The sequence below is a fragment of the Streptomyces sp. NPDC002566 genome, assembly GCF_042889585.1.
Lineage (GTDB): Bacteria > Actinomycetota > Actinomycetes > Streptomycetales > Streptomycetaceae > Streptomyces.
Map to the genome: position 1 here is coordinate 559,614 of NZ_JBIARD010000004.1, position 19,329 is coordinate 578,942.

General features: G+C 71.7%; 22 protein-coding genes. 11 read left to right on the top strand and 11 right to left on the bottom strand.

What is annotated here, in order from left to right:
• Positions 1-3 precede the first annotated feature (3 nt).
• Together sdhA and ACFYXA_RS19680 are read left to right on the top strand one after the other, a co-directional pair.
• Positions 4-1,758, top strand: a complete 1,755-nt coding sequence (gene sdhA / locus ACFYXA_RS19675; protein WP_130441291.1) for a succinate dehydrogenase flavoprotein subunit — start codon at positions 4-6, stop codon at positions 1,756-1,758.
• Entirely contained in the window at positions 1,758-2,528 is a 771-nt protein-coding gene (locus ACFYXA_RS19680; protein ID WP_351095267.1) for a succinate dehydrogenase iron-sulfur subunit, read from the top strand. The genes sdhA and ACFYXA_RS19680 overlap by 1 nt, the downstream gene beginning before the upstream one ends.
• Positions 2,529-2,607: 79 nt before the next feature.
• Here ACFYXA_RS19680 and ACFYXA_RS19685 read toward each other — a convergent pair whose 3' ends face one another.
• From ACFYXA_RS19685 to ACFYXA_RS19695, 3 genes are all read right to left on the bottom strand, one after another.
• The gene (locus ACFYXA_RS19685; protein ID WP_351095269.1) at positions 2,608-2,871 is read right to left on the bottom strand and encodes a TM2 domain-containing protein; all 264 of its coding nucleotides are present in this window, start codon (positions 2,869-2,871) and stop codon (positions 2,608-2,610) included.
• A gap of 203 nt (positions 2,872-3,074) precedes the next feature.
• Positions 3,075-3,449 carry a DUF2752 domain-containing protein gene (locus ACFYXA_RS19690; RefSeq protein ID WP_389035090.1) on the bottom strand — a complete coding sequence of 125 codons (375 nt, stop codon included), beginning with the start codon at positions 3,447-3,449 and terminating at the stop codon, positions 3,075-3,077.
• Between the two features lie 85 nt (positions 3,450-3,534).
• Complete coding sequence (locus tag ACFYXA_RS19695; protein ID WP_352248546.1) at positions 3,535-3,963, bottom strand: TM2 domain-containing protein; 429 nt, start codon at positions 3,961-3,963, stop codon at positions 3,535-3,537.
• Positions 3,964-4,115: 152 nt separating this feature from the next.
• Here ACFYXA_RS19695 and ACFYXA_RS19700 point away from each other — a divergent pair, with 152 nt between their 5' ends.
• The 4 genes from ACFYXA_RS19700 to ACFYXA_RS19715 all read left to right on the top strand — a co-directional run bounded on the left by ACFYXA_RS19700 (position 4,116) and on the right by ACFYXA_RS19715 (position 6,395).
• A complete protein-coding gene (locus tag ACFYXA_RS19700; RefSeq protein WP_389034373.1) occupies positions 4,116-4,523 on the top strand; it encodes a VOC family protein in 408 nt (135 codons plus the stop codon).
• Positions 4,524-4,660: 137 nt separating this feature from the next.
• Complete coding sequence (locus ACFYXA_RS19705; RefSeq protein WP_130441281.1) at positions 4,661-5,065, top strand: hypothetical protein; 405 nt, start codon at positions 4,661-4,663, stop codon at positions 5,063-5,065.
• Positions 5,062-5,580 carry a thiol-disulfide oxidoreductase DCC family protein gene (locus ACFYXA_RS19710; RefSeq protein ID WP_389034376.1) on the top strand — a complete coding sequence of 173 codons (519 nt, stop codon included), beginning with the start codon at positions 5,062-5,064 and terminating at the stop codon, positions 5,578-5,580. Before ACFYXA_RS19705 ends, ACFYXA_RS19710 begins: the two co-directional genes overlap by 4 nt.
• Before the next feature lie 11 nt (positions 5,581-5,591).
• Positions 5,592-6,395 carry a TetR family transcriptional regulator gene (locus tag ACFYXA_RS19715; protein ID WP_352248552.1) on the top strand — a complete coding sequence of 268 codons (804 nt, stop codon included), beginning with the start codon at positions 5,592-5,594 and terminating at the stop codon, positions 6,393-6,395.
• 37 nt (positions 6,396-6,432) lie between these two features.
• Here ACFYXA_RS19715 and ACFYXA_RS19720 read toward each other — a convergent pair whose 3' ends face one another.
• The 4 genes from ACFYXA_RS19720 to ACFYXA_RS19735 all read right to left on the bottom strand — a co-directional run bounded on the left by ACFYXA_RS19720 (position 6,433) and on the right by ACFYXA_RS19735 (position 10,229).
• Complete coding sequence (locus tag ACFYXA_RS19720) at positions 6,433-6,840, bottom strand: ATP-binding protein (RefSeq protein WP_351095279.1); 408 nt, start codon at positions 6,838-6,840, stop codon at positions 6,433-6,435.
• A 90-nt stretch (positions 6,841-6,930) separates the two neighbouring features.
• On the bottom strand, positions 6,931-8,484 hold the full coding sequence (locus tag ACFYXA_RS19725) for an ABC transporter substrate-binding protein (RefSeq protein ID WP_389034381.1): 1,554 nt from the start codon (positions 8,482-8,484) through the stop codon (positions 6,931-6,933).
• A gap of 191 nt (positions 8,485-8,675) precedes the next feature.
• A complete protein-coding gene (locus tag ACFYXA_RS19730; protein ID WP_389034384.1) occupies positions 8,676-9,950 on the bottom strand; it encodes a metallophosphoesterase in 1,275 nt (424 codons plus the stop codon).
• A gap of 39 nt (positions 9,951-9,989) precedes the next feature.
• Positions 9,990-10,229: an SCO4848 family membrane protein gene (locus ACFYXA_RS19735; RefSeq protein ID WP_130441271.1), complete on the bottom strand. Its 240-nt coding sequence runs from the start codon at positions 10,227-10,229 to the stop codon at positions 9,990-9,992.
• A 91-nt stretch (positions 10,230-10,320) separates the two neighbouring features.
• On the opposite strand from ACFYXA_RS19735, the gene ACFYXA_RS19740 reads away from it, so the two are divergent.
• A complete protein-coding gene (locus ACFYXA_RS19740) occupies positions 10,321-11,709 on the top strand; it encodes a D-alanyl-D-alanine carboxypeptidase family protein (protein WP_389034389.1) in 1,389 nt (462 codons plus the stop codon).
• Here ACFYXA_RS19740 and ACFYXA_RS19745 read toward each other — a convergent pair.
• Entirely contained in the window at positions 11,663-12,616 is a 954-nt protein-coding gene (locus tag ACFYXA_RS19745; protein WP_389034392.1) for a YihY/virulence factor BrkB family protein, read from the bottom strand. The two genes, ACFYXA_RS19740 and ACFYXA_RS19745, sit on opposite strands and share 47 nt — an antisense overlap.
• 212 nt (positions 12,617-12,828) lie before the next feature.
• Here ACFYXA_RS19745 and ACFYXA_RS19750 point away from each other — a divergent pair, with 212 nt between their 5' ends.
• Entirely contained in the window at positions 12,829-13,584 is a 756-nt protein-coding gene (locus tag ACFYXA_RS19750) for a decaprenylphospho-beta-D-erythro-pentofuranosid-2-ulose 2-reductase (RefSeq protein WP_352248564.1), read from the top strand.
• Here the strand turns inward: ACFYXA_RS19750 and ACFYXA_RS19755 are convergent, their stop codons facing one another.
• Together ACFYXA_RS19755 and trpS are read right to left on the bottom strand one after the other, a co-directional pair.
• Positions 13,585-14,163 carry a 2'-5' RNA ligase family protein gene (locus ACFYXA_RS19755; protein WP_351095292.1) on the bottom strand — a complete coding sequence of 193 codons (579 nt, stop codon included), beginning with the start codon at positions 14,161-14,163 and terminating at the stop codon, positions 13,585-13,587.
• A gap of 166 nt (positions 14,164-14,329) precedes the next feature.
• The gene (trpS, locus tag ACFYXA_RS19760; RefSeq protein ID WP_389034398.1) at positions 14,330-15,343 is read right to left on the bottom strand and encodes a tryptophan--tRNA ligase; all 1,014 of its coding nucleotides are present in this window, start codon (positions 15,341-15,343) and stop codon (positions 14,330-14,332) included.
• Positions 15,344-15,486: 143 nt separating this feature from the next.
• Here trpS and ACFYXA_RS19765 point away from each other — a divergent pair, with 143 nt between their 5' ends.
• From ACFYXA_RS19765 to ACFYXA_RS19775, 3 genes are all read left to right on the top strand, one after another.
• A complete protein-coding gene (locus ACFYXA_RS19765; protein ID WP_352248566.1) occupies positions 15,487-16,047 on the top strand; it encodes an RNA polymerase sigma factor in 561 nt (186 codons plus the stop codon).
• The gene (locus ACFYXA_RS19770) at positions 16,040-16,924 is read left to right on the top strand and encodes a hypothetical protein (RefSeq protein ID WP_389034403.1); all 885 of its coding nucleotides are present in this window, start codon (positions 16,040-16,042) and stop codon (positions 16,922-16,924) included. Before ACFYXA_RS19765 ends, ACFYXA_RS19770 begins: the two co-directional genes overlap by 8 nt.
• Before the next feature lie 125 nt (positions 16,925-17,049).
• A complete protein-coding gene (locus tag ACFYXA_RS19775) occupies positions 17,050-17,778 on the top strand; it encodes a hypothetical protein (RefSeq protein ID WP_389034406.1) in 729 nt (242 codons plus the stop codon).
• A 26-nt stretch (positions 17,779-17,804) separates the two neighbouring features.
• Here the strand turns inward: ACFYXA_RS19775 and ACFYXA_RS19780 are convergent, their stop codons facing one another.
• Complete coding sequence (locus tag ACFYXA_RS19780) at positions 17,805-19,256, bottom strand: glycine hydroxymethyltransferase (RefSeq protein ID WP_352248572.1); 1,452 nt, start codon at positions 19,254-19,256, stop codon at positions 17,805-17,807.
• Positions 19,257-19,329: the final 73 nt, after the last annotated feature.

Here is a 19,329-nt window from a genome sequence, read left to right on the forward strand (position 1 = left end):
ATCATGAAGATCCACAAGTACGACACCGTCATCGTCGGCGCCGGCGGCGCGGGCATGCGCGCGGCCATCGAGTCGACGAAGCGCAGCCGCACCGCGGTCCTGACGAAGCTCTACCCCACCCGCTCCCACACGGGCGCCGCGCAGGGCGGCATGGCCGCCGCGCTGGCCAACGTGGAGGAGGACAACTGGGAGTGGCACACCTTCGACACGGTCAAGGGCGGTGACTACCTGGTCGACCAGGACGCCGCCGAGATCCTGGCGAAGGAGGCCATCGACTCCGTCCTCGACCTGGAGAAGATGGGCCTGCCGTTCAACCGGACCCCGAACGGCACCATCGACCAGCGCCGCTTCGGCGGCCACAGCCGCAACCACGGCGAGGCCCCGGTCCGCCGCTCCTGCTACGCGGCCGACCGCACCGGTCACATGATCCTCCAGACGCTGTACCAGAACTGCGTCAAGGAGGGCGTGGAGTTCTTCAACGAGTTCTACGTCCTGGACCAGCTGATCACCGAGGTCGACGGCGTCAAGAAGTCGGCCGGCGTCGTGGCGTACGAGCTGGCGACCGGCGAGATCCACGTCTTCCAGGCGAAGGCCGTGATCTACGCCTCCGGCGGCACCGGCAAGTTCTTCAAGGTGACGTCGAACGCGCACACCCTGACCGGTGACGGTCAGGCGGCCGTGTACCGGCGCGGGCTGCCGCTGGAGGACATGGAGTTCTTCCAGTTCCACCCGACCGGCATCTGGCGCATGGGCATCCTGCTGACGGAGGGCGCCCGCGGTGAGGGCGGCATCCTGCGCAACAAGGACGGCGAGCGCTTCATGGAGAAGTACGCGCCGGTCATGAAGGACCTCGCGTCCCGTGACGTCGTCTCCCGCTCGATCTACACCGAGATCCGTGAGGGCCGCGGCTGCGGTCCCGAGGGCGACCACGTCTACCTGGACCTCACCCACCTCCCGCCGGAGCAGCTGGACGCCAAGCTGCCCGACATCACCGAGTTCGCGCGGACCTACCTGGGCATCGAGCCGTACACCGACCCGATCCCGATCCAGCCGACCGCGCACTACGCGATGGGCGGCATCCCGACGAACGTCGAGGGCGAGGTGCTGGCGGACAACACCACCGTCGTGCCCGGCCTGTACGCCGCCGGCGAGGTCGCCTGCGTGTCCGTGCACGGCGCCAACCGTCTGGGCACCAACTCGCTGCTGGACATCAACGTCTTCGGGCGCCGCGCCGGCATCGCCGCCGCGGAGTACTCCCAGAAGGCGGAGTTCGTCGAGCTGCCGGAGAACCCGGAGTCCCTGGTCGTCGAGCAGATCGAGCGGCTGCGCAACTCGACCGGCACCGAGCGGGTGGCGGAGCTGCGCCGCGAGCTCCAGGAGACCATGGACGCCAACGTCATGGTGTTCCGCACCGAGCAGACGATCAAGACGGCCGTCGAGAAGATCGGCGAGCTGCGCGAGCGCTACCGGAACGTGGCGATCCAGGACAAGGGCAAGCGGTTCAACACGGACCTGCTGGAGGCCGTCGAGCTGGGCAACCTGCTGGACCTGGCCGAGGTCATGGCGGTGTCGGCGCTGGCCCGCAAGGAGTCCCGCGGCGGTCACTACCGCGAGGACTACCCCAACCGCGACGACGTCAACTTCATGCGTCACACCATGGCGTACCGCGAGGTCGGCGACGACGGCACCGAGACCGTCCGCCTCGACTACAAGCCGGTCGTCCAGACCCGCTACCAGCCGATGGAGCGTAAGTACTGATGGCAACTCCCGTTCTGGACAAGGCCGAGACCCCCGATTCGGCGTCCGCGGCCTCCCCGTACATCACCGTCACCTTCCGGATCCGCCGGTTCAACCCGGAGGTCTCGGCGGAGGCGACCTGGGAAGACTTCCAGCTGGAGATCGACCCCAAGGAGCGCGTCCTCGACGGTCTGCACAAGATCAAGTGGGACGTCGACGGCACGCTGACCTTCCGCCGCTCCTGCGCCCACGGCATCTGCGGCTCGGACGCGATGCGGATCAACGGCAAGAACCGTCTGGCGTGCAAGACGCTGATCAAGGACATCAACCCGGAGAAGCCGATCACGGTCGAGCCCATCAAGGGCCTGACGGTCCTGAAGGACCTCGTGGTCGACATGGAGCCGTTCTTCCAGGCGTACCGCGACGTGATGCCCTTCCTCATCACGAAGGACACCAACGAGCCGACGCGCGAACGCCTGCAGACGGCGGAGGACCGCGAGCGCTTCGACGACACGACGAAGTGCATCCTCTGCGCGGCCTGCACGTCGTCGTGCCCGGTGTTCTGGAACGACGGGCAGTACTTCGGCCCGGCGGCCATCGTCAACGCGCACCGGTTCATCTTCGACTCGCGTGACGAGGCCGGCGAGCAGCGCCTGGAGATCCTCAACGACCGTGACGGCGTGTGGCGTTGCCGCACGACCTTCAACTGCACGGACGCCTGCCCGCGTGGCATCGAGGTCACCAAGGCGATCCAGGAGGTGAAGCGGGCGCTGATCACGCGCCGCTTCTGAGGCCTCCTCGCCCCTGGCAACGCCGACGGCCCCGCTCCCGGAACGGAGCGGGGCCGTCGGCGTGTACGGCGGCGGGTGCTCAGCCGCGCAGGACGCGGCCCTGCTTGTCGGTGCGGTCGTTGCTGGTGAGGAACAGGATGCCGTCGATCAGCGACCAGAGGCCGAGGCCACCGCAGGTGAGGAGCTGGGCGACGCCCACGCCGACGGAGCCGACGTAGAAGCGGCCGATGCCGAAACCGCCCAGGAAGATCTGGAGGATGCCCGCGACGATCTTCGACTTGTCGGAGTACGGACGGCCCAGCGGGTCGACACCGTAGGGGGCGTCAGGGGTGGGGACGGTCATGGAGAAGCTGCTCCTGGATTCACTGTGAACGGGGACGCCAGGAGGAATGCGACGCGACGTGCGGTCGCGTCGGCCGCGCATGACATGCGAGAACGCCCCCCGGTGAAACCTGAGCCTAGAGAGGCCTATGAGGCCGACGGGAGTGGTGGGGACTGATCGTTCCTGTTCCGTGATCAAAATCGGCCACGCGCGAGCAGAACCGGTCAGAAAGCGTTGCGTACGACGGTCCAGGTCACGGCCAGGCCGAGCACGACGGCCTGGGCGGGGCGGCCGAGCCGGAGCTGCCGGCGCCGGCCGTGCAGGCCTTCCCACATCCACCGCACCAGCAGCGCGAGGGCGAGCGGCGAGGCGAGCAGCAGGGCCCGGTTGTCGAGCCAGGCCCGGGCGAGGTCGCCGTGCATCAGGTCGTAGACCATGCGGGTGCCGCCGCAGGCCGGGCAGAGCAGCCCGGTGACGAACCGGAACGGACACCGGGGCAGCAGGTGCCCGCCTTCGTGCGGGTCGGTGACGTACAGATAGGCGGAACCGGCCGCCCCGGCGGCGAGCACCGCGAGGGGCGCCGCCGCCGGGTGCCGCAGGAGGGAGCCGCGCTCCCGGCCCGCCGGTGCCGCGGCAGGCGACGTTCGCGACGGGGCGGACGTCGTCTGTCGCGGCGGCACTGGGTCAGCCACGCAGGATCCGGCCGTCGGAGTCTGTCTTGTCGTTGCTGGTCAGCAGGATGATGCCGTCGACCAGCGCCCAGATGCCGAGCCCGCCGCAGGTGAAGAGCTGGGCGAGGCCGAGGCCGACGTGGCCGATGTAGAACCGGCCGACGCCGAAGCTGCCCAGGAACAGCTGGAGGATGCCGGCGACGATCTTCGACTTGTCGGAGTAGGGCCGCCCGTAGGGGTCGTAGCCGTAGGGGGCGTTGGGGTCGCCGGGGTAGCCGCCGCCGGGGGGCGGGTAGCCGCCCGCGCCGGGGTATCCGCCGGGCGGGGGGTAGCCGGGCGGCTGCTGGCCCTGCTGCGGGTACCCGTAGGGGCCGCCGCCCTGCGGATAGCCGTACCCGGGCTGCTGGGGCGGCTGCTGGGGGTACTGCGGCTGTTCGGACAAGGTGATGTCTCCCAGGACCAGATGATCGGATGTACGGCGCAACAGGTGAGTGCAGGTCATCTTGCAGCAGAAAGGGCGACGGTGAGAAGCCGGGCCCGGAGCGCCCTCGGGCAATGACCGGTTCGTTACCGCTGCGACCCTATGGTGACGGTATGTCAGATGATGAGTCGTACGAGCTGCTCGGGTTCGACAACGTGCTGCTGCCCGTAGGGGATCTCGGTGAGGCCGTGGACTTCTACGGGCGGGCCGGGTTCGCGGTGGCATACCGGTTCGACGAGGCCGGCATCGCCCTGCTGAGGGTCGGCGGCGAGACGCCCGGCGTCCTGCTGCGCCAGGAGGACGCCCTGGGGCACCGCCCGCCGCCGTGGGCCTGCCCGCGCCTGTGGCTGGAGGTGCCGGACGCCCGCGCGGCGGCCCTGCGGCTGGCGTCCGCCGGCATCACCCCGCTGGAGGGGCCGGCCTCCGCGGCCACCGGCTGGACCGTGGAGATCGCCGACCCGTGGGGCAACGTCCTGGGCTTCACGGACTACTCCAAGCGCCCCGAGCTGGGCCGGGCTTGAGCTCTGGGGCAGCGCGTCCGACTGCTCGCGGGGCGGTGCGTCCGGCGCCACTCGCCCCTGCGGTTGAACGTGTTCAGAAAGAGGTCTACAGTCACCTTGCGACAGCGTTTTGAACGCGTTCAGAAAAGGTGGGGAACATGGATCGCACAGTCATCGCGTACGTCATCTACCTGGTGGTCAGCATCGGTCTGACCATCTGGGTGGCCCGGACCCTCAGCCGCAACGGACGGATCTTCCTCGCCGACGTGCTGCACGGGAACGAGAAGCTCGCCGACGCCGTCAACCACCTCCTGGTGGTCGGCTTCTACCTCGTCAACCTCGGCTTCGTCGCCCTCTACCTGAGCGGGGACGAGACCATCGAGGACACCCGCGGCATCTTCGAGGCCCTGTCGACCAAGCTCGGCGTGGTGCTGCTGGTACTCGGCGTGATGCACCTGGGCAACGTGTACGTGCTCAACCGGATCCGGCGGCGCGGGGTCATGGAGCGCGAGCAGGTCCCGCCGGTCGCCCCGCAGGGCTGGGCCCCCTCGGCCGGGGCGTGAGCGCTGTGACGGCCCACCGCGCCGCCGACGACCGGGACGCCGCCCGCGTCCCGGTCCGCCGGCTCACCGTGCTCTACGACGCCCACTGCGCCCTGTGCTCCTTCGTGCGCGACTGGCTGGCCCGGCAGCCGCAACTGGTCCCGCTGGACCTGGTCCCGGCCGCCTCCCCCGAGGCCGGCGCCCGCTTCCCCTGGCTCGACCACCGGGCCACCCTGGAGGAGATCACCGTCGTGGGCGACGGCGGCCAGGTCTACCGGGGTTCCGCCGCCTGGATCGTCACCCTGTGGGCGCTGCGCGAGCACCGTCCGCTCGCCCACCGGCTGAGCACCCCCGCCGGGGCGAAGCTCGCCAAGGGCGCGGTCCTGGCCGCCGCCAAGTGGCGCGGGGCGCGGCGGACGGACACCGGCTGGGGCGGCGGCGTGTACTACTCGGCCGACGGCTGGTCCTTCGACCCGCGCGACGGCTGGTCCTACACCCCGCCCTCCTGTGCCGACGGCGCGTGCGCCACTGACTAGGCTTTCCTTCCGTGTCCGCGAAGAACGAAGGCCCCGCTGAGGGCGCCGCCCCGTCCGAGCCCGCCGAGCCCTCCGAGCCCGCCGAGGGGGCGGAGGGGGCCGAGGGCGCCGCACGGTCCAAGTCCGAGCAGACCCGCGCGCTGATCCTGGAGACCGCGATGCGGCTGTTCCAGGAGCGCGGCTACGACAAGACGACGATGCGGGCCATCGCCCAGGAGGCCGGTGTCTCCGTGGGGAACGCCTACTACTACTTCGCGGGCAAGGAGCACCTGATCCAGGGCTTCTACGACCGGCTCGCCGCCGAGCACCGGGTGGCGATCCAGGACGTGCTGGCCCGGGAGACGAGCCTGGAGGCGCGGCTCGCGGGCGTGCTGCGGGTCTGGCTGGACGTGGCCACGCCGTACCACGAGTTCGCCGTGCAGTTCTTCAAGAACGCCGCCGACCCGGACAGCCCGCTCAGCCCCTTCTCCCCGGAGTCCGAGCACGCGCGCCTGGAGGCGATCTCCGTCCACCGGCAGGTGCTCGCCGGGTCCAAGGCGAAGGTGCCTGAGGAACTGCGGGAGGTGCTGCCCGAGTTGATGTGGCTCTCCCAGATGGGGCTCGTCCTGTACTGGATCTTCGACCGCACCGAGGGGCGTGAGCGCAGCTACCGGCTCGCGGAGCGGGGCGCGCGCCTCACCGCCCGCGGGGTGACGCTGTCCCGGTTCCGGGTGCTGCGGCCGCTCGTCCACGAGGTGCACGAGCTGTTCACAGACTTCCTGCCGGGGATGACGAGGGCCCTGCCGGACCCGGCGAAGAAGCGGGGCGAGTCGTAGGCGGCCCGGGTCCGCCGGCGTCGCCGCGGGCTCTCCGTCAGGCCTCGCCTGCGGTGAGCACCAGCGCCCACACCGTCTTGCCGTGCCGGCCCCGGCTCCACACCCCCCAGGCCGCCGCGACGTGCTCCACCAGGTGCAGCCCGCGGCCGTGCTCGTCCCACTCGGAGACCGTGCGGGGGCGCGGCTCGTGACGGCCCTCGTCCGAGACCTCGATGAGGCAGGAGCCGTCCGCGAGGGCCGTCACGGCGACCTCGAACTCCCGCTCCCGCAGCAGCCCGTGGCGTACGACGTTGGTCGCCAGCTCGGACACGAGCAGCAGGGCGTCACCGAGGGCAGGGTCGTCCGGGCCGTGGCCCCACTGGGCCAGATGGTCCCGCACCCGGCGCCGGGCGAGGCCGACGGACGCCGGGTGCCGGGGCAGCCGGAAGGAGTTGCGTCTCAGCACGTCTGCTCCTCACACACCTCCGCCACCATGACCCGCGTCGGGTGACTGCCCGGTGTGCGGCGGACGCATGCGGACGCACGGCTGCCGGAGTCAGATCCAGTTCAGCTTCCACAGCCGGAACACGCCGTCGCCGTCCGCCAGATACTGGCCGCCGCCGACGTCCGCGCTGGTCAGGACGTACGCCTTGCGCTGCCACAGCGGGACGACCGGCACGTCCTCGGCGATGAACTTCTGCAGTTCCCGGAAGTCGTCGAAGACACGGCTCCGGTCGGCGTAGCGGCGGCTGTCCTTGATGAAGCCGTCGACCGGCTTGCTGCTGTAGCCCGTGTTCATGGTGGAGCCGGTGCCGACGAGCGGGGCGGCGAAGGTGTCCGGGTCGGGATAGTCGGCGACCCAGCCGACGGCGTACGCGTCGAGCTTGCCGGTCGCCCACCGCTTCTGGAAGTCGGTCCACTCGTAACCCTTGACGGTCACCTTGAACAGGCCGGAGGCCTCCAGCTGCCGTTTGATCTCCCCGGCCTCCTGCTCGGCCGCGCCGCTGCCGAGTCCGTAGCCGTAGGTGAAGGCGACGGGGACGCTGACACCGGCCTGCTCCAGCAGCTCGCGCGCCTTCTGGGGGTTCTGGTCCGGGTAGGCGTCGAAGAAGGAGGTGGTGTGGCCGGTGATGCCGGTCGGGATCAGTGAGAACAGCGGGTCGACGGTGCCGTGGTACACGGAGTTCGCCAGTTGCTCGCGGTCGATCAGCCAGGCCGCCGCCTTGCGGACGGCCGCCTGGTGCAGGGGGGAGCCGGCGCGGGTGTTGAAGTACAGGTTGCGGGTCTCGGAGCTGCCGGCCTCGGTGACGCGCTGGTCCGGGTCGCTGCTGTTCAGGGCGGCCAGGACGTTCGGCGGCAGCTGGCGGGTGGCGGCGTCGACCTCCTTGGCCTTCCACGCCTGGTGGAGGGCCTCGGGGTCGGCGTAGTACCGCAGTTGCACGGGTCGTCCGGTGCTGACGGCGCCGTGGTAGCGGGAGTTGGGGGTGAGCTCGGCGCGCTTGCCCTTGGTGTAGCCGGTGAGTGTGTACGGCCCGGTGCCGTCGACCTGGTCGCCGGTGCGCAGGGCGTCCGCCGGGTAGCGCTCGCGGTCGACGATCGAGCCGGCGCCGGTGGCCACCTTGAACGGGAACGTGGCGTCCGGGGCGGAGAGGTGGAAGGTGACGGTGTCGCCCTGGGCGTCCACCGACTTCAGGGTGGACAGCAGGCTTGCGGGGCCGACCTCGGCGTCGATCTTCTTCACCCGGTCGAAGGAGTACTTCACGTCCTCGGCGGTCAGCTCGCGGCCGCTGGGGAAGGTGAGGTCGTCGCGGAGGCGGCACCGGTAGGTGGTGAGGCCGCCGGCGGTGAACGCGCAGCTCTTCGCCGCGTCGGGGACCGGTGTCGTGCCGCCCGGCTCGTACGTCAGCAGCGACTGGAAGACGTTGCTGAACAGGGCCCAGGATGCGGCGTCGTAGGCGCCGGCCGGGTCGAGCGAGGTGACGGTGTCCGTCGTGCCGACCCTGATCGCCTTGCCCGGGCCGCCCCGGGCGGGCAGTAACTGCCAGCCGCCCACCGCGACCACCGCGAGCACCGACGACGTGACCAGGATGCGCATGCGAACCGAGCGCATGGGTGTGCCCTGCCCTCCCCGGGCCCGTACGCCCGGCACACGAAAAGTGCCGCTCCCCTTGGCGGCGGGCTCACCTAACCACACGGGTTTCGGCCGGGGGAAGGGGATCGGGCGGAGATGGGAAAGTACTTACCGCCCGGTTGTTTCAACCGGGTTTCACAAGTCCTCCGGAAGACCGATGCGGCGGGCGGTCAGGCGTCTGGGGACGCCAGTTGGAGGAGGGTGATGTCCGAGGGGGCGCCCACCCGGGTGGGCGGGCCCCAGGCGCCGGCGCCTCGGGAGACGTAGAGCTGGGTGTCGCCGTAGCGTTCCAGGCCCGCCACCGTGGGGTTCGCGGCGGCGGCGATGACGCTGCCGGGCCAGAGCTGGCCGCCGTGGGTGTGGCCGGAGAGCTGGAGGTCGACGCCGTGCTCGACGGCGTCGTGGATCTGCACGGGCTGGTGGGCGAGGAGCACGCACGCGCGTGCGGTGTCCCGGTCGCCGAGGGCCTTGCCGAAGTCGGGGCCGTGGCCCTCGCTCTCGCCCGCCACGTCGTTGACGCCGGCCAGGTCGAACCACGGCAGTTCCGTGCGCGCGTTCTCCAGCGGCAGCAGGCCGAGGCGGCGCACCTCCTCCACCCACTGTTCGGCGCCGGAGAAGTACTCGTGGTTGCCGGTGACGAAGAAGCTGCCGTGCCGGGCCTTCAGCCCGGCGAGCGGCGCGGCGGCCGGGCCGAGGTCCTTGACGCTGCCGTCGACCAGGTCGCCGACCACGGCGATCAGGTCCGGCTGGGTGCCGTTGATCGTGTCGACGACCTTCCGGGCGAAGTCCCGGCCGAGGACCGGCCCCAGGTGGATGTCGCTGACGACGGCGATCCGGTAACCGTGCGCCGCGCGCGGCAGCTTGGCCAGCGGGACGGTGACCCGCTTCACCCTCGGCCCCCGCAGCACGCCGTACGTGCCGTAGCCGACGGTCCCGACGGCGGCTGCCGCCGCGGCCCCGCCGACGACCCGGGAGACGAACAGACGCCTCGAGGGCGCGGGAGGCTCAGGGGACGCGGACGGCGCGGGCGGGGCGCAAGGAGCCGGGTCCTCGGCGGGCGCGAGTGCGGGCGCCGTCACGACGGCGGGGGTTGCGGCGGGGGCCGGCCGCTCGGACGTGCGGTCGCGTCGTTCCAGGTAACGGCGCAGCAGGGGGCGTACCGCCTCGCCGGCGAGGACCCCCAGCAGCAGATACACCGACAGCGCCAGCCACAGGAAGCCCGGCCAGGCCAGGGCCTGCTGGAGCGGGAAGGGGGCGCCGGTGCGCTCGGCGACGAGGGCGCCGACGGCCATGGCCCAGCCGCCCGCGATGAGGGCCGCGCCGCCGCGGCGGACCCAGCCGGGAGCACGGGTGGTGTCCCGGAACAGCCGCCGCCACACGTACCAGTTGGCCGTCACGACGACGGCCAGGACGGCCAGGGCGAGCAGCACGAAAAGGATGGCCACGGTGTCTTGGTCCCCGCTGTCTGCTGTGGTCGGTGGTGACTATGACGTTCGACGCAGTGCGCGCAGTCCGCGCAACCCGATGACGCCGATGACCGTCCCCAATACGAAGGAGACGACGGCCAGCAGCAGATGCACCCAGAAGTACGCCGTCGGGTCGCCGTCCTCGAACGCCAGCCCGCTGCCGTCCTTGATCAGGTTTTTGACGAAAGTGATCCAGATGACCCAACTCCACACCCCGAAGGCGAGCAGGAACCAGGACACGGGGCGGCTGAGCTTCATGCCTTCAGTATCGCCGCCCGGTGTCCGGTTCCGTGCCCGGGGTGGGGAGGGCGGCGGGACTTCGCCCCGTCGGGCAGGTACGTTCTGCGTCGTGCCCGCACCCTTGATGCAGACCGTCAGGCGATCCCTGCTGGTCACCTCAGCGACCCTCGCGTCCCTCGCGCTGACCGCGCCCGTGTCCCTGGCGGCCCCGCCGATCCCGTCGCCGTCCGCGCCCGCCTCCCCGTCCGCGGGAGTCTCCCCGTCCGCGGGGGCTTCGCCGTCCGCGGGAGTCTCCCCGTCAGCGGGGGCCTCGCCGTCGAAGGGTGCGACCGCCACTCCCCCGGCGGGCATGTCGACCGTGGGCGGCGTACGGCTCGGGCAGGCCGGGACGCAGGTCGACCTGGCGGGCGGCGCCCCGGTGCTGCCGAAGGACGTGACCGCACGGTCGTGGATCGTCGCGGACGCCGAGTCCGGCGAGGTGCTCGCCGCGCACAACGCGCACTGGCGGCTGGCCCCGGCGAGCACGCTGAAGATGCTGTTCGCGGACACCGTGCTGCCGCGCTTCCCCGGGACCGCGCGGCACAAGGTCACCCCCAAGGACCTGGAAGGCCTCGGCCCCGGCTCCAGCCTGGTCGGGATAAAGGAGAACGAGACCTACTCGGTCCACGACCTCTGGCTGGGCGTGTTCCTGAAGTCCGGCAACGACGCCGTGCGCGTCCTGTCCGCGATGAACGGCGGCATCGGCCCGACGGTGGCGGCCATGAACGAGCACGCCGAGGAGCTCCAGGCCCTCGACACCCACGTGGTCTCCCCCGACGGCTACGACGCCTCGGGCCAGGTGTCCTCGGCGTACGACCTGACGCTGATCGCCCGCTCCGGGCTGCAGAAGAAGGACTTCCGGGAGTACTGCTCGACCGTGCGGGCCGCGTTCCCGGGCGAGACGAAGAAGGACAAGAAGGGCAAGACCACCCGCGGCACCTTCGAGATCCAGAACACCAACCGGCTGCTGCGCGGCGACTACGACATCTCCCAGTACCCGGGCATCGCCGGCGTCAAGAACGGCAACACCACCAACGCGGGCGCCACCTTCACCGGAGTCGCCGAGCGGGGCGGGCGGGTGCTGCTGGTCACCGTCATGAACCCGGAGAAGAGCGCCCACAACGAGGTCTACAAGGAGACCGCCGCCCTGTTCGACTGGGGTTTCCAGGCGGCCGGCAAGGTGCGGCCGGTCGGCGAGCTGGTCCCGCCGAAGGGCGCCGCGCAGTCCAGCGCCCAGCCCTCGAAGGGGACCGGTGAGGACTCCGCGGCGACCGGAGGGGCCGGCGGCCCGGGCGACGGGTCCGCGAAGCCGGTGGCCGGCGCGGTGACCGGGAAGGGCGCCGGCGGCGTCGGCGTCGCGATGGCGATCACCGGCGGGGTGCTGGTGCTGCTCGCGGGCGCCGCGTACCTGGTCAACCGCCGGTGGCCGCTGCCGGACCTGGTGCGCCGCCGCCGCTGACCTCGCCGGTGCCGGCGCCTGCATCGTCGTGCGCGGCCTCGTGGCGCTCCGCGTCCGCCTCCTTGGCGGGCGTCGCCGTCCACGAGGCGCTGAACAGGACGAGTTTCGCGGTGAAGTTGATCCACAGCAGCAGGGCGATGGGCACGCCGAACGCGCCGTACATGCTCTTCGTGGCGACGCCCTGCATATAGCCGCTGAGCAGCAGCTTCAGCAGTTCGAAGCCGACCGCGCCGGTCAGCGCGGCCACGAACAGGCGGTGGCGGCTCGGTTCGACGCCGGGCAGCAGGGTGAGGACGTACAGGAGCAGCAGGAAGTCCGCGAGGACGGCGACGAGGAACGCGACGACGTGCAGCAGCACGCCGCCCCAGCCGCCCTCGTCGATGCCGAGCTGCCGGGTGATCCAGCCGACCATCGCGGAGGCGACGGTGGAGGCGGCGAGGGTGAGGAGGACCGCGCCGCCGAGGCCGAGGAGGATGCCGAGGTCCTTGGCCTTGCGCAGGACGGGGTTCTCCTCCTCGTCCGGCAGCTCCCAGACGGCGCGCAGGCATTCGCGCGTCGAGCCGGCCCAGCCGACGCCGGTGAACAGCAGCGCGGCGGCGGCGATGAGGCCGACGGTGCCGGCGTTCTGCACCAGGCCGTCGATGTCCAGCTGGTCGGAGATGCCGGGCACCTGCTCGGCGAGCTTGTCCTGGAGCTCGCCCTGCCGCTCGGCGCCCAGTGTGGCGGCGGCGATGGTGGCGGCCAGGGTCAGCAGCGGGAAGAGCGCGACGAAGCTGGTGAACGTCATCGCGGCGGCCAGCCGGGTCCACTTCACCCGGTCGAGCCGTTCGTAGGACCGCCACGCGTGCGTGAGCATCGCGCGCGCGACGAGCGGCCCGATCCCGGGGAGCTTTTTCAGCCAGTCCATACTCCGACTCTGCCCTCGCGGATGCGGCCGATGCTCCCCGATCGGCGGCGATACGCCTGGAGTGGCCCGCGGGGTCAGAACGCGCCGCACACGGAACGACATCCCACTAATCACCCGTTTCGGGTATCACGGGATGTTTCTCCATGAACCGCCTCGCGGGAGGGCGGTACGGTCGCCGACATGTCCGCCGCCCTCGACCTCCTGGAGCTGTCGTGAAGGACGCCTCCGGCCTCCCCCGGTCCCTCCTCGTCCTCGGCGGGACGTCGGAGATCGCGCTGGCCACCGCGCGCCGTCTCATCGCCCGCCGCACCCGCACGGTGTGGCTGGCGGGGCGTCCCTCGCCGGCCCTGGAGTCGGCCGCCGCCGGGCTGCGCACCCTGGGCGCGCTGGTGCACACGGTCGCCTTCGACGCGCTCGACCCGGGGTCCCACGAGAGCGTCCTCGGCAAGGTGTTCGCGGAAGGCGACGTCGACATGGTGCTGCTCGCCTTCGGCGTGCTCGGCGACCAGGCGCACGACGAGCGCGATCCGGCGGCGGCCGTGCGCGTCGCGCAGACCAACTACACGGGCGCGGTGTCGGCGGGCCTGGTCGCCGCGTGCGCGCTGCAGTCGCAGGGCCACGGCTCGCTGGTCGTGCTGTCCTCCGTCGCCGGCGAGCGCGCCCGCCGCGCCGACTTCATCTACGGCTCCAGCAAGGCGGGCCTGGACGCCTTCACCCAGGGGCTGGGCGACGCGCTGTACGGCACGGGCGTGCACGTCATGGTCGTACGCCCGGGTTTCGTGCGGACGAGGAGCACCGCCGGCCTTCCCGAAGGGCCCCTGGCCACCACTGCGGAGGCGGTCGCCACGGCGATCGAGCTGGGCCTGCGCCGCCGCTCGGAGACGGTGTGGGCGCCGGGCCTGCTGCGCGTGCGGATGTCGGCGCTGCGGCATCTGCCGCGGGGGCTCTTCCGCAGACTGCCGCTTTAGCTACCGGGTGGGCAGGGTGTCGCGGTCGACGTGGGGGGTCTGCGGGGGCACGGTCGGGCCGCCGAAGGGGTACTCGCGCAGCTTGCGCCAGACGGCGTCGGCGCCCTGTTCGTAGAGCGCGAAGCCGGTGCAGGACCACCGCGCCTCGTAGTCGGCGAGCTCCTCGAAGGCGCGGTCCATGGCCGCCTCGTCGATGCCGTGCGCCACGGTGACATGCGGGTGGTACGGGAACTGCAGTTCGCGTGCGATGGGGCCCGCGGGGTCGCGGACCTGCTGCTGGAGCCGGGTGCACTCGGTCCGGCCCTCGGCGATCCGCACGTACACCACCGGCGACAGGGGCCGGAAGGTGCCCGTGCCGGACAGGCGCATCGGGAACGGCCGGCCCGCCGAGGCGACCCGCAGCAGATGCGCCTCGACGGCCGGCAGGCTCGCGGAGTCGACCTCGGTCGGCGGAAGCAGGGTGACGTGCGTGGGGATGCCGTGCGCGGCGGCGTCGCCGAAGCCCGCGCGCCGCTCCTGGAGCAGGCTGCCGTGAGGCTCCGGGACCGCGATCGACACGCCGATCGTTACGGTCCCCACGTCGTCTCCTGTCGTCGTGTCAAACGTGCTGTCGCACGCGTGCTCAGTCGTACGTCTATCGACTGTACGGCCACCGCTGTGCGCTGGGCAGGCGCAGCCGAAGTGATGTGCAGCGCTCTGCCCGGCGGACGGTGTGTGCGGTGGTGCGCCCTCGGCGCGGCCGCGTTCAGTGCTTCGCGGGCAGGAAGCCCACCCTCTCGTACGCCTGGGACAGCGTCTCCGCGGCGACGGCCCGTGCCTTCTCCGCGCCCTTGGCCAGGAGCGAGTCGAGGGTCTCGGGGTCGTCGAGGTACTGCTGGGTGCGCTCCCTGAACGGGGTCACGAAGTCGACGACGACCTCGGCGAGGTCGGTCTTGAGCGCGCCGTACAGCTTGCCCTCGTAGCGCTGCTCCAGCTCCGGGATGCTCACGCCGGTCAGCGTCGAGTAGATGCTGAGCAGGTTGCTGACGCCCGGCTTGTTCTCGGCGTCGTAGCGCACGACCGTGTCGGTGTCGGTGACCGCGCTCTTGACCTTCTTCGCGGTGGCCTTGGGCTCGTCGAGCAGGTTGATGAGGCCCTTCGGCGTGGACGCCGACTTGCTCATCTTGATCGACGGCTCCTGGAGGTCGTAGATCTTCGCCGTCTCCCGCAGGATGTACGGCTTCGGGATCGTGAAGGTCTCCCCGAAGCGGCCGTTGAAGCGGTCGGCGAGGTCACGGGTGAGCTCGATGTGCTGGCGCTGGTCCTCGCCGACGGGGACCTCGTCGGCCTGGTAGAGCAGGATGTCGGCGACCTGGAGGATCGGGTACGTGAACAGGCCGACGGAGGCGCGGTCGGCGCCCTGCTTGGCGGACTTGTCCTTGAACTGCGTCATCCGGGAGGCCTCGCCGAAGCCGGTGAGGCAGTTCATCACCCAGGCGAGCTGCGCGTGCTCGGGGACGTGGCTCTGCACGAACAGCGTGCAGCGGTCCGGGTCGAGGCCCGCCGCGAGGAGCTGGGCGGCGGCCAGCCGCGTGTTGGCGACCAGTTCCTTCGGGTCCTGCGGGACCGTGATCGCGTGCAGGTCGACGACCATGTAGAAGGCGTCGTGGGACTCCTGCAGAGCCACCCACTGGCGCACGGCGCCGAGGTAGTTGCCGAGGTGGAACGAGCCGGCGGTGGGCTGGATGCCGGAGAGCACGCGGGGTCGGTCATTGGCCATGTCCACCATTGTCTCAGGTGTCGGGGACCGCTCCCGAATCCGCCGGAGAACAGCTGCGCCGCGGGTGGGAACCGATCGGCGATGGGCGGTGTAGCAAGAGTGTGAAAGCGCGGGAGGGGGGCCGCATCGCCGATGAGGCCGCGGTGATCGCACGCGTACGCGCCGGGGAGCCGGAGGCGTACGCGGACCTGGTGCGCGCCCATACGGGGATCGCGCTGAGGGCGGCCCGCGCGCTCGGTGCGGGCGCGGACGCGGAGGACGTGGTGCAGCAGGCCTTCTTCAAGGCGTACTGCTCGCTGGGGCGCTTCCGGGACGGCGAGTCCTTCCGGCCGTGGCTGCTGTCGATCGTCGCCAACGAGACGCGGAACACCGTGCGGGCGGCGGGTCGGCGGCTGACGCTGGCGGGCCGGGAGGCGGCGATGGCGGGGGCGGAGCCGCTGATACCGGAATCGGCCGATCCGGCGGTCGCGGCCGTGGCGGGCGAGCGACGCCTCGCACTGCTGTCCGCGCTGGAACGGCTCAGTGAGGAGCACCGGCTGGTCGTCACGTATCGCTACCTGCTGGAGATGGACGAGCCCGAGACGGCCCAGGCGCTGGGCTGGCCGAGGGGGACGGTGAAGTCCCGGCTGAATCGGGCCCTGCGCAAACTGGGGCGGCTGCTGCCGGAGGGCGGGGTGCGGGGAGGAGGTGACGACGATGGGTGAGGACCGGGACGCGGGGCTGCCGGAGGAACTGCGGGCGCGGGACCGGAACGCCGGGCTGCCCGAGGAACTGCGGGCGCTCGGGCGTGCGCTGGACCGGCCGGGGGACGACGGGGGCGAGACCGTGGTCGAGCAGGTGCTCCGGCGGATACTCGCCGAGCAGGTGCCCGTTCCGGTGGCCGAGCCGCGGGGGCCCGCCGAGTGGCTGAGATCGGCGCGCCGCCGGGCGAGGGCGCGGTGGCGGGCGGTGACTGCCGGGCTGTGCGGGCTGGTCGCCGTCCTCGTGCTCACTCCTCCTGTGCGCGCGTCGGTGGCGGACTGGTTCGGCTTCGGCGGGGTCGAGGTGCGGGTGGATCCGTCCGCGGTGCCGTCGGCGCGGGATTCGGCGCCGGGCTGCGAGGGGTCCGTCACGCTCGGGGAAGCCGCGCGGGAGGCGGGATTCCGGCCCGTGGTGCCGCGCGCGTTCGGGGAGCCGGACGCGGTGACGGTGGTGCCCTTGCCGGGGGGCCGGTCCCTGGTCGGCCTGTGCCGACGGGAGGGCGGGCGCATGATCCGGGTCGACGAGTTCCGGGCGGGTCTGGACTTCGCGTTCGTCAAGACCGTCGAGGAGCAGCCCGAGTACCTGCCCCTGGGCGAGGGCGGGGAGGGTGCGGAGAGCGGCCAGGTCGTGCCGGAGCAGGCCCTGTGGTTCCCGAAACCGCATGTGCTGACGTTCTGGCTGGTGGGCGCGGACGGCGGGCGTTTCACCCGGTCGGAGCGCACGGCCGGACCGACGCTGCTGTGGACCCGTCGGGGCGCCGGCGGGGTCGAGTTGACGTTCCGTCTGGAGGGCGTCGATTCCAGGGAACGGGCTCTGGAGATCGCCCGGTCGGTGACCTGACGCTCGGTCTCGGAGCCGGCCTGGAACGGCCCGGAAAGGTGGGAACCCCGACGGGCCGAGCGGTGTACCAGAAGTGACACAGCGAGTGCGGGCGGGCCGCACCGGTTCGGACATGGGGGTGTCGGATGCGCTGGTTGCGTGAACTGGTCGCTCTTGCGGGGGCGTTGGCGATGGCCTTCGCGGCGGTGGTGCTCGGCGCCACGGCCTCGGTGGCGGGCGGGCCGACGAGTGTGCTGCTGGCCTCGCCCACGAGCCGGGAGACGGCCTCGCTGTACAGCACCGACGACGACTACAGCCGGTTGGACACGCTGCTGCACGACTCGGGCGGGGCGCGGGCGGGCGGGGCGGGGCCTTCGAAGACGGACGAGATGACGGGCCGCATGATCAACATCACGTGGCTCGCGCATGACGTGCACCCCTGGCGGGTGGACCGGGTGTACTGGCTGACGCCCGACGACCGGGGGATCTGGATATCGACGTCCGGGGAGGCCTCGTCGGCGGGGGCATGGCACCAGCCGAAGGATCCCGCTCGGTTGCGGACGCTGTTCACCGAGCTGGGGCTCATGGGCGGGTCGGCGGGCACGGGGTCCGGCGGCCGGTCCGACGCGGCGGAGGGACCCGCGGCCGGGGCGGCGAAGGCCTCCTCGGAGCCGTCCGCCGCCGCGGGCGAGCCGGTCACGAGGTCGGCCGCCACCGGGAGCCCGGCCCTCGGCACCGGCTGGTGGTGGGCGATACCCGGGCTCGCACTGGGTCTGGCCCTGGGCTTCGGCCGCACCCTTCTGGCCCGCCGTGCGGCAGCGCCGGAGGGGTCCGGGCCGCCGCACGAGCCGCGTCAGAAGCTCATCGATCTCTGACGGGAGACGGAGCTCTCAGGCTTCGGTCAGCCGAGGTCGATGTCCGGGTACAGGGGGAAGCCGGCGACGAGGTCGGTGGCCCGGTGGGAGATCTCGTCCGCGATCTTCTGGTCGAGGACGTGGGAGGCCTTGCTGGGGGCGCCCGACTTCGTCGTGCCGGGCTGCGTCGTGGTGAGGACGCGGTCGATCAGGCCCGCGACCTCGTCCATCTCCGCGGTGCCCAGGCCGCGGGTGGTGAGCGCCGGGGTGCCGATGCGGATGCCGGAGGTGTACCAGGCGCCGTTGGGGTCGGCCGGGATGGCGTTGCGGTTGGTGACGATGCCGGAGTCCAGCAGGGCGGCCTCGGCCTGGCGGCCGGTGAGGCCGTAGGAGGTGGCGACGTCGATCAGGTTGAGGTGGTTGTCGGTGCCGCCGGTGACGAGGGTCGCGCCCCGGCGCTTGAGGCCCTCGGCGAGAGCACGGGAGTTGTCGACGATGCGCTGGGCGTAGTCCTGGAAGGACGGCTGCCGGGCCTCGGCGAGGGCGACGGCCTTGGCGGCCATCACATGCGGGAGGGGGCCGCCGAGGACCATCGGGCAGCCGCGGTCCACCTGGTCCTTGAGGGAGTCGTCGCACAGGACCATGCCGCCGCGCGGGCCGCGCAGCGACTTGTGGGTGGTGGTGGTGACGATCTGGGCGTGCGGCACCGGGTCGAAGTCGCCGGTGAGGACCTTGCCGGCGACGAGGCCCGCGAAGTGGGCCATGTCGACCATCAGCGTCGCGCCGACCTCGTCGGCGATCTCGCGCATGATCCGGAAGTTCACCAGGCGGGGGTAGGCCGAGTAGCCGGCGACGATGATCAGCGGCTCGAACTCGCGGGCGGAGGCGCGCAGGGCGTCGTAGTCGATCAGGCCGGTGGCCGGGTCGGTGCCGTAGGAGCGCTGGTCGAACATCTTGCCGGAGATGTTGGGGCGGAAGCCGTGGGTGAGGTGGCCGCCGGCGTCGAGCGACATGCCGAGCATGCGCTGGTTGCCGAAGGCCTGGCGCAGTTCGGCCCAGTCGGCCTCGGAGAGGTCGTTGACCTGGCGGGCGCCGGTCTTCTCGAGGAACGGCGCCTCGACGCGGTCGGCGAGGACGGCCCAGAAGGCGACGAGGTTGGCGTCGATGCCGGAGTGCGGCTGGACGTAGGCGTGGCGGGCGCCGAAGAGTTCGCGGGCGTGCTCGGCGGCGAGGGACTCGACGGTGTCGACGTTGCGGCAGCCGGCGTAGAAGCGGCGGCCCACGGTGCCCTCGGCGTACTTGTCGCTGAACCAGTTGCCCATCGCGAGGAGCGTGGCCGGAGAGGCGTAGTTCTCCGAGGCGATCAGCTTGAGCATCTCGCGCTGGTCGGCGACCTCCTGGCCGATGGCGTCGGCGACGCGCGGCTCCACGGCACGGACGACGTCGAGGGCGGCGCGGAAGGCGGTGGACTGGGTGGAGAGGGGCTGCTGCTCTGACATCTCGTCGGCCTCCGGGTGGCGTGGGTGCTGAGAAGCGGTCACGGGTTCACGGCTCGGCCCAGGCGCACGGCAC

Bases quoted from the DNA above. Each gene is read 5' to 3' on its own strand.
- ACFYXA_RS19745 (WP_389034392.1), bottom strand. From the start codon at position 12,616: ATGGACTGGCTGAAAAAGCTCCCCGGGATCGGGCCGCTCGTCGCGCGC.
- sdhA (WP_130441291.1), top strand. From the start codon at position 4: ATGAAGATCCACAAGTACGACACCGTCATCGTCGGCGCCGGCGGCGCG.
- ACFYXA_RS19705 (WP_130441281.1), top strand. From the start codon at position 4,661: ATGGATCGCACAGTCATCGCGTACGTCATCTACCTGGTGGTCAGCATC.
- ACFYXA_RS19770 (WP_389034403.1), top strand. From the start codon at position 16,040: ATGGGTGAGGACCGGGACGCGGGGCTGCCGGAGGAACTGCGGGCGCGG.
- ACFYXA_RS19775 (WP_389034406.1), top strand. From the start codon at position 17,050: ATGCGCTGGTTGCGTGAACTGGTCGCTCTTGCGGGGGCGTTGGCGATG.
- ACFYXA_RS19735 (WP_130441271.1), bottom strand. From the start codon at position 10,229: ATGAAGCTCAGCCGCCCCGTGTCCTGGTTCCTGCTCGCCTTCGGGGTG.
- ACFYXA_RS19680 (WP_351095267.1), top strand. From the start codon at position 1,758: ATGGCAACTCCCGTTCTGGACAAGGCCGAGACCCCCGATTCGGCGTCC.
- trpS (WP_389034398.1), bottom strand. From the start codon at position 15,343: ATGGCCAATGACCGACCCCGCGTGCTCTCCGGCATCCAGCCCACCGCC.
- ACFYXA_RS19780 (WP_352248572.1), bottom strand. From the start codon at position 19,256: ATGTCAGAGCAGCAGCCCCTCTCCACCCAGTCCACCGCCTTCCGCGCC.
- ACFYXA_RS19685 (WP_351095269.1), bottom strand. From the start codon at position 2,871: ATGACCGTCCCCACCCCTGACGCCCCCTACGGTGTCGACCCGCTGGGC.
- ACFYXA_RS19700 (WP_389034373.1), top strand. From the start codon at position 4,116: ATGTCAGATGATGAGTCGTACGAGCTGCTCGGGTTCGACAACGTGCTG.
- ACFYXA_RS19725 (WP_389034381.1), bottom strand. From the start codon at position 8,484: ATGCGCTCGGTTCGCATGCGCATCCTGGTCACGTCGTCGGTGCTCGCG.